Source organism: Acinetobacter sp. CFCC 10889, assembly GCF_003268395.1.
Taxonomy (GTDB): domain Bacteria; phylum Pseudomonadota; class Gammaproteobacteria; order Pseudomonadales; family Moraxellaceae; genus Acinetobacter.
On sequence record NZ_LQXQ01000013.1, the window covers coordinates 1 to 14811 of the forward strand.

14 protein-coding genes are annotated in these 14811 nt (G+C 38.6%); 6 read left to right on the forward strand and 8 right to left on the reverse strand.

Annotated features, from left to right (window positions below; genetic code table 11):
• Nucleotides 1–286: 286 nt before the first annotated feature.
• Nucleotides 287–661, forward strand: coding sequence for a hypothetical protein (locus AVJ19_RS06470; protein ID WP_111858955.1), 375 nt, complete (start codon nt 287–289; stop codon nt 659–661).
• Between the two features lie 64 nt (nt 662–725).
• Here AVJ19_RS06470 and AVJ19_RS06475 read toward each other — a convergent pair whose 3' ends face one another.
• Together AVJ19_RS06475 and AVJ19_RS06480 are read right to left on the reverse strand one after the other, a co-directional pair.
• Complete coding sequence (locus AVJ19_RS06475; protein WP_111858956.1) at nt 726–2444, reverse strand: cation acetate symporter; 1719 nt, start codon at nt 2442–2444, stop codon at nt 726–728.
• Nucleotide 2445: 1 nt separating this feature from the next.
• Complete coding sequence (locus tag AVJ19_RS06480; protein WP_111858957.1) at nt 2446–2781, reverse strand: DUF485 domain-containing protein; 336 nt, start codon at nt 2779–2781, stop codon at nt 2446–2448.
• 185 nt (nt 2782–2966) lie between these two features.
• Here AVJ19_RS06480 and AVJ19_RS06485 point away from each other — a divergent pair, with 185 nt between their 5' ends.
• Together AVJ19_RS06485 and AVJ19_RS06490 are read left to right on the forward strand one after the other, a co-directional pair.
• Nucleotides 2967–6458 carry a PAS domain-containing hybrid sensor histidine kinase/response regulator gene (locus AVJ19_RS06485; protein ID WP_111858958.1) on the forward strand — a complete coding sequence of 1164 codons (3492 nt, stop codon included), beginning with the start codon at nt 2967–2969 and terminating at the stop codon, nt 6456–6458.
• 392 nt (nt 6459–6850) lie between these two features.
• Complete coding sequence (locus AVJ19_RS06490; protein WP_111858959.1) at nt 6851–7618, forward strand: hypothetical protein; 768 nt, start codon at nt 6851–6853, stop codon at nt 7616–7618.
• 49 nt (nt 7619–7667) lie between these two features.
• Here AVJ19_RS06490 and AVJ19_RS06495 read toward each other — a convergent pair whose 3' ends face one another.
• The 5 genes from AVJ19_RS06495 to pyrE form a co-directional block, all read right to left on the reverse strand.
• Complete coding sequence (locus tag AVJ19_RS06495) at nt 7668–8270, reverse strand: alpha/beta fold hydrolase (RefSeq protein WP_111859019.1); 603 nt, start codon at nt 8268–8270, stop codon at nt 7668–7670.
• Nucleotides 8271–8295: 25 nt separating this feature from the next.
• The gene (locus AVJ19_RS06500) at nt 8296–8694 is read right to left on the reverse strand and encodes an OsmC family protein (protein ID WP_111858960.1); all 399 of its coding nucleotides are present in this window, start codon (nt 8692–8694) and stop codon (nt 8296–8298) included.
• 103 nt (nt 8695–8797) lie between these two features.
• Nucleotides 8798–9745 (reverse strand): pirin family protein, encoded by a 948-nt coding sequence (locus tag AVJ19_RS06505; protein WP_111858961.1) that lies wholly within the window; start codon nt 9743–9745, stop codon nt 8798–8800.
• Between the two features lie 192 nt (nt 9746–9937).
• A complete protein-coding gene (locus AVJ19_RS06510) occupies nt 9938–10489 on the reverse strand; it encodes a hypothetical protein (protein ID WP_111858962.1) in 552 nt (183 codons plus the stop codon).
• A 79-nt stretch (nt 10490–10568) separates the two neighbouring features.
• Nucleotides 10569–11219 (reverse strand): orotate phosphoribosyltransferase, encoded by a 651-nt coding sequence (pyrE, locus tag AVJ19_RS06515; RefSeq protein ID WP_111858963.1) that lies wholly within the window; start codon nt 11217–11219, stop codon nt 10569–10571.
• A gap of 41 nt (nt 11220–11260) precedes the next feature.
• Here pyrE and AVJ19_RS06520 point away from each other — a divergent pair, with 41 nt between their 5' ends.
• Nucleotides 11261–12079 (forward strand): exodeoxyribonuclease III, encoded by an 819-nt coding sequence (locus AVJ19_RS06520; RefSeq protein ID WP_111858964.1) that lies wholly within the window; start codon nt 11261–11263, stop codon nt 12077–12079.
• A 500-nt stretch (nt 12080–12579) separates the two neighbouring features.
• On the forward strand, nt 12580–12927 hold the full coding sequence (locus AVJ19_RS06525) for a Spx/MgsR family RNA polymerase-binding regulatory protein (RefSeq protein ID WP_111858965.1): 348 nt from the start codon (nt 12580–12582) through the stop codon (nt 12925–12927).
• 134 nt (nt 12928–13061) lie between these two features.
• Here AVJ19_RS06525 and AVJ19_RS06530 read toward each other — a convergent pair whose 3' ends face one another.
• A complete protein-coding gene (locus AVJ19_RS06530) occupies nt 13062–13490 on the reverse strand; it encodes a DUF2147 domain-containing protein (protein WP_111858966.1) in 429 nt (142 codons plus the stop codon).
• A gap of 154 nt (nt 13491–13644) precedes the next feature.
• Between AVJ19_RS06530 and AVJ19_RS06535 the strand changes: the two genes are divergently transcribed.
• Nucleotides 13645–14559: an alpha/beta hydrolase gene (locus tag AVJ19_RS06535; RefSeq protein ID WP_111859020.1), complete on the forward strand. Its 915-nt coding sequence runs from the start codon at nt 13645–13647 to the stop codon at nt 14557–14559.
• Nucleotides 14560–14811: the final 252 nt, after the last annotated feature.

Consider the following 14811-nt stretch of genomic DNA (forward strand, 5'->3'; position numbering starts at 1 on the left):
CCCAAAATTTGATAGCTACGACTACTACTGGCAAAAACATATAAAATAAGAATACTCAGTTGTACCAAAAGTAACCAAGCTGAAGGCAACAATTTGAAGCCTTTCCAGAATTGAAGCAAAGCTTGCATATTTATTCCTAATCATTGTTATTTTCGTATTTGATTCATTATATTTTACAGAAAATTTTAAAAACTCATCAATACATTCACAATTATTCATTGAATACTAAGCATGCATTCTAGTGACAGAATGTGACTTGCGAAAAAAATCACTCAAGGACATGATGATGAAAACAACAATATATTGGGTCATGTTGTCTAGCTGTATTGTGCTAACAGCATGCAGTAAAAACAGTCCACTTTTAGAAAATAACAAAGATTATATTGGCGAATGGAAAAATGAGTCGAGTACATTAAACATTGCTCAAGATGGCAAAGTAAAGTTCGCAGAACATATCAAATCAGAACGGAAAAATGCATCTAGTGATATGAAGTCCTCTACCATTTCCAATATCAATGCACCTTTAACCGAGTTTAATACGCAGTATTTTCAAATTGGACAAGGTGATTTATCCAAACAATTTAAAATTAATAAAGCACCTTTTCAGCAAGATGGGCAATGGCGTGTGGTTTTAAATGGAGAAGTCTATATGCGAAATTAATTTTTCATCCACCACCGAACATAAAAAAAGTCCCTGATGGGACTTTTTTTATGCAAGTTTGGACTTAGTGATCAGATGCACCAGAGATACCAATACCTGTTTGTGAGCGTACAAACTGTGCATTAAATGCTTTACGTTCAGCTTGTGCACGTGGTGAATTATCTGTTACAGAGAACAACCAACAGCAAATGAATGCGAGTGGCATTGCAAAGATTGCAGGACCATTGAACGGATTCACTGGTGTCTCAGAGATCCCAAAAGTATCTACCCAAACTGCTTTAGATAAGATAATTAAAGTCACTGCTGTAATTAGACCCACCAAGCCACCGATCACTGCACCACGTGTTGTTAAACCACGCCAGAACATTGAAAGTACAAGTACTGGGAAATTCGCACATGCTGCCACAGAGAATGCTAGACCCACCATGAATGCTACGTTTTGTTTCTCAAACAAAATACCTAAGATCATCGCAAAGATCGCAAGACCTAAAGTTGCAATTTTAGACATACGAAGTTCAGATTCAGGTGTTGTTTGACCTTTCTTCAATACGTTTGCATATAAGTCATGAGAAATCGCAGATGCACCAGACAATGTCAAACCAGCAACAACTGCAAGAATTGTTGCGAATGCGACTGCTGAAATGAAGCCCATGAACAAGTCACCGCCCACTGCATCAGACAAGTGAACCGCAGCCATATTGTTACCACCAACAAGTTCTAACTTGCCAGTCACCGCCATTTTTGCAACATCAAGGAATTGTGGGTTGTTTGATACGAAAAGGATCGCACCGAAACCAATGATGAATGTTAATAGATAGAAGTAACCAATGAAACCTGTTGCTACAACCACTGATTTACGTGCTTCTTTTGCATCTTTAACTGTAAAGAAACGCATTAAAATGTGTGGTAAACCTGCTGTACCGAACATCAACGCTAAACCTAGTGATAATGCATCGAGCGGATTCTTCGCAAGACTACCTGGACCCATGATTTCAGAAGCTTTTTCAAAACTTACATCATGTACTTTAGAGAATACATTGATAGATTGAGTAAACATTTCAGAGAAGCTGAAGCCAACTTCTTTCATCACCATAAATGCCATGAATGTTGCGCCTGAAAGCAACATCACTGCTTTAATGATTTGTACCCAAGTCGTTGCCAACATACCACCAAACATTACATACGCCATCATTAATAGACCAACAATGACAACAGCAATGTTATAGTTCAAACCAAAGAGCAGTTTAATCAACTGACCTGCACCAACCATTTGAGCGATCAAATAGAAAGCAACAACCACCAAAGAACTAATCGCAGCCAATGTACGTACAGGCTTTTCTTCCAAACGGAATGACACCACATCAGATAAGTTAAACTTACCTAAGTTACGTAAACGTTCAGCCACCAAGAACAATACGATCGGCCAACCGACCATGAAGCCAAGTGAATATAACAAGCCATCAAAGCCTGACATAAACACCATCGCAGAAATACCCAAGAACGATGCTGCTGACATATAGTCACCTGCAATCGCCAAACCATTTTGGAAACCTGAGATCCCACCACCAGCGGTATAGAAATCTGCTGTATTTGTGGTTTGTTTTGCTGCCCACTTCGTAATGAGCAAGGTAAAGCCAACGAAAATCGCAAACATGATAATCGCAGACCAATTGGTTGCTTGTTGTTCTGCTGCACCTAAGTCTGGACCTGCTTGAGCAAGTGTAGATAGGAGTGCCGTTGATGCTAGTGCAGCTTTCGCTTTAAAAGAATTCCATTTCTTCATATCAGTGTTGTCCTTTTTCGTGGGCAATTGCTTCTACTTCACGCATCGCTTCTTCATTCAATTGATCAAGCGAGTTATTGGCAATGTACGAGTACACACCACACAGAAGGAACGATAAAACAATAATGCTTAAACCGAGAGGAATACCCCAAGTGGTTACACCACCCTCTGATATTTTCGTCAATAAAAATTCTTTGTTATAGCCCACTAAAAGCATAAAACCAACATAAACAAACAACATAATTGCAGTTAATGTCCAGCTTAGATTTCTCTTTTTAGCGACCATTTCTTTGAATTTTGGATTTTGTAGAATCGCATCTACCTGTCTCTCATCCATAATCTTGCTCCTTGATTAGCGACCAGTCCACTGGTTGCAATTTTTAATCATTATTTTGATGAGCTAAAATTAACAATGTTGTTGCCTTACGTAACTTAGACTTTGGTCTTTAAATTTTGAACAGAATGAACGTGTCAGTTCATGGATGCGTTATCATAGTCTGAGATTTTTGGACTGTAGCTGCTATGAATAGTTGGTTGATTATTGGGGTTCTCGCCCTTTACATCATCATTTTGTTTGCTTGTGCATTCTTTGGTGAAAAACATGCAAGTCGACTGAGCACCCGAGGGCGCATGCTTCTCTTTAGTCTAACATTGGGGGTGTATTGCTCATCTTGGACATTTTATGGTGCGACAGGTGCAGCGGTTCGTGAAGGCATTATTTTCCTACCCATCTATTTAGGTCCATTACTCTTTGTCGGACTTGGTTATGACATTTGGCGGCGTTTAGGACGTGTGCGTCAGCATCATGCCATTTCTTCGATTGCTGACTTTGTCGCTGCACGTTATGGAAAAAGTGGCACATTGGCATCCCTCGTGACCATTCTTGCTGTGATTGCCATTATTCCGTATTTAGCCCTACAGTTACGTGCCATCGCACTCAGTGCGTCGGTGATGCTTGATCATAATACCCAAGTGGTATCGACCACCACCAATGGCGTTTTAGCTTTGACTGCTGTACTTGCTATTTTAGCGATGATGTTTGGAACACGACAAATTGCCAATACAGAACAGCATGGCGGTTTGATGCTTGCTGTGGCATTTGAATCTTTTGTAAAACTCTTTGCACTACTGTGTGTTGCATTCTTTTTCATCTTTGAAAACCCAGCCAACTTATTACAGATTTCCAAAGATGTCAGTAAAACATTTCATGAAGTACAACTATTTGGTGTGCCTGAAACCTTTTGGGTACAAACCTTACTCGCAGCCTTAGCCATCATTTGTTTACCACGTCAGTTCCATGTTGCTGTCGTTGAATTACGTGATGAAAAGCATATTCGTGGTGCACGACGTTGGTTTGCGGCTTATTTAATTTTAACCATTATTGCGATTATTCCAATTGCTAGTTGGGCACTGCATGCAGCACCTGCTTATCTGAGTATTCCTGATGTTGCAGTGCTGTCTTTGCCTCTAAGTTATGGACAAGATTGGCTGACTTTACTAGCATTTTTAGGTGGCTTTTCTGCCTCTACAGGTATGCTATTAGTCTCCTCTGTTGCCTTGTCAATTATGCTTAGTAATGACTTAATCATGCCTGCACTATGGCGTTTAAAAATCTTGTCACGCCATGATAAACGCTTACCACAAGTTCTCAAATTTACACGCCGTATTTGTATTTTGGCAGTGATGTTCTTGGGTTTCTTATTCTTCCATTTCTTTAATGACATTGACCAACTTTCTACTTTTGGTCTGCTTGCATTTAGTGCAGTTGCTCAGTTCTCACCTGCACTGATTGGTGGATTGTATTGGCGTGGTGGTAGCCGTCAAGGTGTTTATGCTGGTTTAGTGATTGGTTTTATTTTATGGACTTATACTTTACTGCTACCCACTGTATTGCGCAGCTTACCAAGCGAATATAGCCAATTTGCACACCAGTTTTTAATGGCAGGTCCTTTCAATATCCAATGGTTACGCCCTGAAGCTTTGTTTGGTTTCGAGTCTTTTGCCCCACTCACCCATGGTGTGACATGGGCATTGGGTTTAAATATCATGCTCTATATTTGGATTTCCCGAATTTATCGTCCATCTGTGGCAGAGCAAATCCAAGCCGAAAGTTTTTTCTACTATGAAACTAAGCCCTTGCCTGCACAAAGCACCTCAACAGATATTAATTATTTAAATCATGATGTAGCACGTTTAAAAGTCGGTGACTTGATCGCTCTTGCTAAACGCATCACAGGCGAAGGTCCAACCATTCAAGCCTTTCGTCAATTTTGCATCATGAATAATGTCGTGCTCAATGAAAATAGCAGTGCCAATGGCATGTGGTGGCGCTTCACTGAGCAATATCTAGCAGGCACGATTGGTGCTGCATCTGCTCGTACTCTACTGACCACAGCAATGGTGAATAACGGCTTAGCACTTGGGCAAGTGGCAAATATTCTTGACCAAGCCTCACAATGGCAACGTTTTAACCAAAATTTGATTATGACCATGATCGACCACATGACTCAAGGTGTCAGTGTAGTCGATGAAAACATGTGCTTGGTGGCGTGGAATAATCAGTATCTCAAACTATTTGATTATCCCAAAGATTTAGTTTATGTCGGCTGCCCGATTGCAGATTTGATTCGTTACAATGCTGAACGTGGTGAATGTGGTCCAGGTTCTATCGAAGAACATGTTCGTAAACGTATACACTGGATGAAAGTGGGTAGTGCACATGAGTTTGAACGTATCCGTAAAGATGGTCGTGTCATCCAAATGCGTGGTAATCCAATTGAAGGTGGTGGTTTCGTTACGACTTTTGCTGATATTACTGCATTCCGTGAAAATGAAGCTGTACTCGAAGCCCGTGTCTCTGACCGTACCCAACAGTTAGCAAATGCTTTAGCAGAACAACAACTCGCACGTGAACAAGCTGACAAAGCCAATATGTCAAAAAGCCGCTTTATTGCTGCGGCAAGCCACGATCTATTACAACCCATGCATGCAGCACGTTTGTTCAGTACTGCACTTGAGCAAAGTGTACAAACTGATGAAGATCGTAAGACATTACAACAGCTTGATCGTGCCTTACATGGTGCAGAAAGTATGTTATCTGCACTTTTAGACATTGCCCGTTTAGAAGGGGGTACGATTCAGCCGAAACGCCAAATTTATCCACTGCACGATTTACTCAGTGATTTAGAGCTTCAGTTCAAATCCATCGCTGCACAACGTAAAATCAAGTTGGTGGTACATGATGCACAGTTCTGGATCGACACAGATCCTCAATGGATTCGCCGTATTATTCAAAACTTTGTTAGTAATGCCCTACGTTATACTGCCAAAGGTCGTGTCGTGGTCGGTGTATTACGTTCTGCACCACATGCCAAACATATTCGTATCGGGGTTTGGGATACAGGTCCAGGTATTGCCGAAGAACAACGCATTAAACTATTCCAAGAGTTTGAACGTTGTGGACACACTTCGCCTTGGGGTGAACAAGGTCTCGGGCTGGGTTTAGCCATCGTCCAACGTATGACGAGTTTACTCGACTACCCTGTGCATGTTTATTCTGAATTAGGTAAAGGCTCATGCTTCATGATCGAAGTACCCATCGTGGATGCACCAAAAGTGGTGGCAACACCTGTACAAGCTGTTCCATTACGTACCAAAGCCTATAAGATTTTATGTTTAGATAATGATGAAACCATTTTGGAAGGGATGAATACTTTACTGACCAAATGGGGCTATCAAGTGTTTAAAGCGACCGAGCCTGAGCAAGCACTCGACATTATTCAACAGGAAAACATCCAAGTATGGTTAGTCGATCAGCACTTAAATGACCATAAAATTGGGCTAGATTTTATTATAGAAAATCGTCAGGAAAATGTCCCAGTGGCATTAATTACAGCCGATTCCGATCCTGAATTGCCACAACACTTAAAGGACTTGAATATTGTCTTACTGAAAAAACCACTGAAACCTGCATCATTACGTTCTTGGTTATCTGGTTTAAAAATCTCGAAATAAGCTTTTTAAACTGTCTGAAAATATGTTTTGATACATTTACAGCGCTTAAAAATACAATTTTTAGGCGCTTTTTTTAAGTAAAATGACCGCATTTTGAAACTATTAGGCAAAAGTGATCAAAAAACTGCTGATTTAAGCAAAATTTATTGACCAAAAAATTCAACATGCTGTTTTCTATGGCAAATTCGATCAAATTTATTACTATACACTTGTACACTTGGTTACAATTACTTAAATTACTGATTTTAATAAATATAAAACAAATAAAATCAAACATTAGACTTTAGTCTTATTCATATTGCATATCAGATAAATCATAAAATCTACACATTGCTTAGATAAATTTGCATTTGGACTAATGCAACACAAAATTTTAAAAATAGGAGCTTTCCATGAACCTTTCAGAAACGACCTCACATAACATTCATCAAACTCAACAATTCCATCGTCAATACGGCGTGAATGCCATCTTGCCTGAAATCAATTGGGCAGAAGTATTTCCATATAGCAAACTTGATGATGCACAATTGCATGCACTGAATGCGCTGTATCAAGCTGCTGTACCCTTAGCACTAAAAGTCTTTGAAGATTTAAAATTTGATGTGTTTACCCCTGTTGCTTATCAGCCTCAAGGCTTAGGTCTATTTGACAAAATCGCACAACAAGAAGAATTACTTATTCAAGAATTGAAAGATCAATGTAAATCTTTAGATGATGAAACTCGCCATCAAATCTGGAGTATGCTGTTACGTGGTGGTGCAGTGTTAGTATTTAAGGCATGGTTAGGCAAAGTTAAAACAGGGGAAAATATTCTGGATCTCACCCAGTTTGATGAACTCTCTGACTTGTTATTTGTCAAAACCTCACCAACAACGTTGGCACAACGCCTAAATGTTGACACGCATGCAGCCTATGATCATGTATTTTTGATGTATGGCGATGATATTTTCCTAGATCGTTTTAACAGCTTAGAAACGGCTGCCCTATTTGTAGATCTAGAAGTTTATGATGCTGCGTTCCTCAGCCTACGTGATGACCGTGTTGCGGACTATTTAAAATCAAAAGGCTATGTTAGCCAAGAACAAATCGAAGATTTAAAATGTGCGCTTAACCCTTTGGGTTGCCCAGACCTTGTTTCGAAACAAGATTGCTTAGCTTAATTTTCTGAATTTAGCCCAATCAAAATGCTCAATCTCATATTGGGCATTTTTATTGTATCTTTGCCAAAAAATCTAAAATCAATTTCGACACCTGATCTGCATAGACATTCGCCAAGTCATGCTGCCCATATTGAATCACAACAAGCTCAGCCTTGGATAATTTCTGCTGTAAATACTCACCCACTGCCACAGGACTAATCGGATCAGCATCACCCCAAAGCAACAACACAGGACATTGCACTTGCTCAAGCTGCGTACTAACATCAGAATGGTGCGTGACAAACCAATCAGGCACAGCAAAGTTTAACTGATAGTCCTCTCGCCAATCCGCCACAGCAAAAGCACTTAAATCAATACCGCCCGAGGTTGCGACTAAAACCAATGCTTGAACTAAATCAGGCTTTTGTAAAGCAGCTTGTACTGCAAAAATTCCACCCATTGATTGGGCAACAATCACACTAGGCTGCTGAATCTTTTGCAATACATAATGTTGTAAGTCTATAAAGCTTTGTACTTCTGCATGATCAGGATATCCACCAAAACTTGGATAAGCCACAACTGATTTCTGTAAATGGCTTGGCAAAGCCTGCATCACAGGCTGCCAAAATGCCGTACTGCCTGAAGCACCCGGCAAAAATATAAAATTGTGCAAACTTACATCTCTTTCAATAAAAGCTTTAAAGCAATGTTGTCTCAATCTCAACACTACGCAATAAAGTCTTGGTCACAGGTGTTTTTTGGCAAATATCCAAAACCTTTTGCTTTAATTCCTCAGATAATTCTTGTTCAAAAGACAAACGACGCTCAATCCATTCTTTGCCTTCTTTATTGGCATTAAAATCCGCTTCAACACGAAACTCACCCAAATCAATTCCTTTATGCTGTGCATACATACGCAAAGTGATCATGGTGCATGAAATCAGACCTGAACAAATAAAATCATACGGTGCTAAGCCTTGATCCCGCCCACCAAAAGATTCAGGTTTATCGGTAATGAGTTGATGCTTGCCACTCGTCACTTGACCCGACCATGCTTCAGGACAGCTTTGTACTTTTGCATTTGCGATTATTGCCATTATTATTCTCCTCAGTCATTTAAAATATTTCTAATACTATGTGATTTTAAAACTCAGCAGCCATGCATCATGGTGCTGCTGAATTTATTTGGAAAATTAGAACTTATTTTGAAGGGCGCATTTTATCTGGAAATGCAGGTGCTTCTAAGCGTGGACCTTCATAATCAGGAATCGAACCAAAACGAGTATCATGATTAATCCATTGTTCACGCGCAATTTTTAATTCCTCTTGTGTGCGTCCAACCAGATTCCACCACAACAAAATCGGTGACTCAAATGGCTCACCACCTAGTAATAACAAACGACTACCCGCATGTAATTGTATTTCTATTTCGCTTAAACCCGGCTCTAACACCACCATATTATCATCCGTCAGTTCATGACCATTAATGATGGCAGTTCCTTCTAAAGCTAAAAAGCCATATTCAAACTGAGGATTTAAAGGAATACGTGTTGTAGTTGATGCTTGAGCGGTTAAATCTACACCCAAAAGTTCACTATGTACTTTGACAGGTGAAATCGTATTTAGATATTCACCAACTAGCACAGTAAATTCAACACCCTCTCGTGTTACTATAGGCAACTCAGGATAATGATCAAACTGTGGTGCCATATTAAGTTTATCATCAGGTAATGCGATCCAAAGCTGTGCAGCATGCATTTTGGTTTCAGTGTCAGGTGCAACTTCTGTATGAGAAATCCCATAACCCGCAGTCATCAAATTCACTTGTTTCGGGCGAATCAGCTGTTTTGAACCTATGCTGTCAGTATGCATCATGGTGCCTTCAATCATCCATGTAAATGTCTGCAAACCTGTATGTGGATGCGGTCCAACATCCAAACCATCACCTTGTGGAAAACTGACAGGACCTGCATGATCCAAAAAGCACCATGCACCAATCATGCGTTTCTGGCGACTCGGTAATGCGCGTTTAATGACAGTGCCTTTGCCAATCTCAGCAGAACGAATTTCAAAATCTTGAATAAATTTATTCACATATTTTTCACAATCGTCTGAATTTGAAATCTCGGTATAATTGGTATTGGTCATATTGTTATCCTCAATTACCTGTCCACAAAATTATTATGCTCATGTTTGCTATATTGCATTGTAGTCAATTTCAAATCCTTGACCTATAGCCCAATTAATACGCTGAATATCAGTGATAGGACAATAGTAAAATTGTGTTTTATTTTCATTTTTTTAAGCGTCAAAGCCACATCATGCAACTTAAATTCGGCTTTATTTGGTCTGTGGTGCTTGTACTTTCGAACTTAAAGTCACTTGTTCAGCAACCAGTAAATTAACGATCTCATTTGGATCTTGCGGTAGGCTCAAACGCATTTGACAGATCTGTTCGCAGCTATTTTTTTGTAATACCAAAATTTCTGCTAAAACCTCAATTGGACGACCAATTTCAAAATCAGTTTTGACTAAGCATTTTCCGAATTGTTGTGCATAATTACGCTCTAATTCAGCGATTTTAATGTCATTCAATAGAACTTGAATGTGATATTTTTCTTGTCGAGTTTCTGGTAGTCGTTGTACACGAACTTTTTTATAAATGGGCTGAGTCGAGACTTTCAGCATCTGTTCCGTGATCATTTTACGCTGGGTTGCATGGCTTAATTTCAACACATAATGAAAGTCTTCTAAGTCTTGTATCAATAAAGGATGATTACGAAAAAACATATCTCTTTCAAACTGATAACGCTGCCATCGCCGTTCATCTAATTGTTGGATCATAAAAAAACCGAGTACAACCACGATCACCACTAAAACTAAAAAAAGCATCTATCCATTCACCTGAAGCAAATCCAGCACAAAAATAAGGAGCTCACGCTCCTTAGTCTAAATCATTATCTTTACAATTTTAAATCCCGTATTTGACACGATAAGCTTCCATTTTTGCCAAAGCTTCTTTTTCGCCTTTGGCATCAAGATAATCCATCAAATCTTTCATGGTGATTAATGCATGTACTGGAATTTCAAGCTCTTGTTGTACTTCTTGAATCGCAGATAATGAACCTTGCCCCTTTTCTTGACGATCTAATGCAACTAAAACACCTGCAATTGTTGCACCTGCATTTTTAAGAATGGTGACAACTTCACGAATCGCAGTACCTGCTGTGATGACATCATCAATAATCCATACTTTTTTACCTTCAACGGCTGCACCTACCAATACACCACCTTCACCATGATCCTTGGCTTCTTTACGGTTAAACCCCCAAGGAACACTTACACCATGAATTTGTGACAGTGCCACAGCTGTTGCTGCTACAAAGGGAATGCCTTTATATGCAGGACCAAATACCACTTCAACATTGTTACATTGTGTGAGTTTATCTGCATAACCTTGAGCAAGTAGCGATAATGCTTCACCATCGTTGAGTAACCCTGCATTAAAAAAATAAGGGCTCACACGACCTGATTTTAAAGTAAACTCACCAAATTTAAGCACACCACGTGATAATGCGAGTTCGATAAAAGCTTGCGGGTTAAACTGAGCTGGCGTTGACATGAGGTGCTCCAAATATTCTGTAATAGAGGTAAGACTTGCGCATGATACCAAAGAGTAGCTATCCAAGTGATCAAAAAATTTTAAGAGTTGTCTCAATTAACGTAAATGGTTTACGAGCTTCTGTCACAAAAGGTCTACTTGAATGGATGGAACAATCCGATGCAGACGTGATCTGTATGCAAGAAAGCCGTATTACCCATGCACAATGGACAGATAAGTTTAAACCCGAAGGTTGGTACACACACCTATTTCCTGCCGAAAAAGCAGGCTATGCAGGGACAGCCATTTATAGTCGACTGCCTTTTGTATCCGTGAAAGATGGTTTGGGTTTTGAATTGGCAGACTCACAAGGACGCTTTATCAGCGCTGAATTTGATCTAGGTTTAGGTCAAACAGCACATATTTGCTCCTTATATTTACCATCTGGCTCTTCGGGTGATGAAGCACAAGCTCGCAAAGATCATTTCTTGGATCAATACAAAACCATTTTAAAACAATGGCGTGATGAAAATAAATCTATCATTGTTTGTGGTGACTACAATATCGTGCATAAACGCATTGATATTAAAAACTGGTCGGGCAATCAAAAAGCATCAGGCTGTTTACCCCATGAACGTGCATGGCTTGATCACATTTATGATGATCTAGGCTATGTTGATACGTTTCGTGAAGTCCGTAAAGAAGCGGAAGTATATTCATGGTGGTCAAACCGAGGACAAGCTCGTGCTAAAAATGTCGGCTGGCGCATCGACTATCAAGCTTGCTCACCTGACTGGAAAGACCGTACAGTGAATGCTTGGGTCTATAAAGAACAATGGTTTAGTGATCATGCACCCGTGATTATCGACTACAAAGTTTAACATGCTGTTACCTGTTGCCAACATATTAAGTGAACACATGTTCACTTAATATATGTAAATATCGCACAATAGTTGTCGTGTTAACGTATTCTTTATTCACCACAATAAGCGCATTATTGTTTCACGGCACAGGGACATTGTCAGGATGACAGCAAAGGGATAGGACGCCGTAGGACGAAAAGAAAATATTCACTTTAGTTTATATTTTCAAAGGATGTGACATTGGACGTTGTACTGAGACCCGCATAGTCAGGATGATTAGATGCGGGTTTTCTCTTTTTTAACTGATCTATTTATTATTCTCAAGTGATTTCGTTGTTGATCTTTGTAATATTTCTTCATGTCTATATTCATAAATTTAAACAATCAATCTTTCATTTTGATGACAATACACATTTTCAAGATGTAATTTTTATCTGTTCAATACCATAATGTTTTTTGCGATATTTTTTGCTAGGCTTAAGTCATTCACCTATATGATTTAAAATAGAAGACACACTATGCTGAAAATTTATGGAATTAAAAACTGTAATTCAATGAAAAAAGCCTTTGATTTACTCAATGAATTGGCTTTGCCTTATGAATTTCATGACTATAAAAAACAAGGCATTGATACCGAAACAGTCAAAGTTTGGTTAGATCAATTGGGGCAAGACCTTATACTCAATAAAAAAGGGACAACTTGGAAAAAGCTTTCTGAACAAGAACAACAAGATGCTTTAGCAAGCCAAGACAATCTGATTCAAGCCCTAACCACACATACCAGTATGATCAAACGCCCTGTGATTGAAAACAATGGTGTATATATTGTTGGTTTTGATGAAGAAAAAATCAAAGCGCTTCAATAAATACCCTATACAGAAGTAAATTTGAAATAATTTGATCAAATCTCTCGCTGTATTTTTGAAGTTAAATTTGAAATTAAAAATAAAAAAGCTCGATATAACCCATCGAGCTTTTTTAATCATGCATTTATACTAGATTAGTTGGCACGAATCCAAGTTTGGTTACGACCAAGCGCAGAAACCCCCATATAGCCACGTAGGTTCAGCTTATTACCCGCTAACTCACCTTTCAGTTTGTAGGTTTTACCATTTTTTGGATCTAAAATCGTACCGCCTTCATACTTACCATTGACATTTTTTAGACCATAAACAATCGTGACACCTTTCAACGATTTATTGTGGTATTTACCTTCACACTTGGTACAAGAATTTTCTTCACCCGGCGTTACAATACTTTGAATCGTTGCTGAAAGCGTACCATTCTTTTGTTCTGTAAATTTCACTACAGCTTTGGCTTGCTTAGTTTCATCATCAATGGTTTTCCATACCGTACCATTAAGAGGATCTGCTGCGTTGGCGAAAGCAGTTGCAGTAAGCAGCCCCATCATCAGTGCAATTTTTTTCATTTTTTTGATTTCCCTAGTCATGATTGACATATGATAGTATTCAAAAGTTGCAACAAATATGCAATTTTTCAATGTGACTATTTGGTGTACCCTTGTAAATAATGTTGTTTATTCAACAAATAAAAATAGTAAAAGTAAACAAAATGGAAAAAGCATGAAGATTAACCCCTTAATGAAACAATTCATCACTGAAGCGGTTTTAAAAACCAGTTTTAAAATGCCAAGTCGTTTAAATCTCCCCCCGACTGCATTACGTTTCGCACTGGAACAACTCACACGTGTTTTTCCTCAACCTAAAGGGGTTGAATTTCGTGCTTTACGCATTGCGGGTATACACGCTGAAGAAATTAAACCGCAGAAAAAATCAACACAAATGATTTTGCATATTCATGGTGGTGCATTTTTTGTAGGTTCTTTAAAAACCCATCGTGCTTTTTTAGCAGAAATAGCTGTACGTACACAGATGCAAGTGTTGCATATAGACTATCCTCTCGCACCTGAGCATCCTTACCCTGAAGCAAGTGATGCAATTTATGACATTTACCAAATGTTGATGGATCAAGGTGTGCAACCTAAAGATATTATTATTTCAGGTGATTCTTGTGGTGCAAATTTGGCATTGGCTTTAGTGCTTAAATTAAAAAAAGAAGATCCTGAACATGTACCTAGTGGTCTGATTTTACTGTCTCCATTTTTGGATTTAACTTTAACCAGTGAATCTTTACGTTTTAATCAAAAACATGATGCTTTACTGTCCGTAGAAGCACTTGAGGCAGGCATTAATTATTATGTTCCTAAAGATGTCGATGCATCCATTCCTGAAATTTCACCTATTTTTGGCGATTTCGCAGGTTTACCGCCAACATTAGTACAAGTCGGCTCTAAAGAAATCTTAATGGATGATGCAATTCGTTTTGAGAAAAAAGCGAAAAAAGCTCATGTAGATGTCACTTATAAATTATATACAGGTATGTGGCACAACTTCCAAATGTTTAGCCCATGGTTTGATGAAGCCAAAAAAGCCATCGCAGATATTGCTGAATTTGCCCATAAACTTGATCAAACATAAGTTACCTTTCATAAAGCATAAATAGCCAGTATTTCTGGCTATTTAGAGTAAAAAATCAAATCTTTCACAACCTAGACGATATACATAAATAACATAAGTTTTATGCTTATTTTTCTCATTTAAATTATAATTTTGGTTTATAATTCTATATATTAGAGTGACCACATCATATTTTTGTTCGAACAAATAAAATCATGTATACATTCTAATCAAGGTAATTTTTCAGTTTGGCGGTGAATATAATTATTGAGC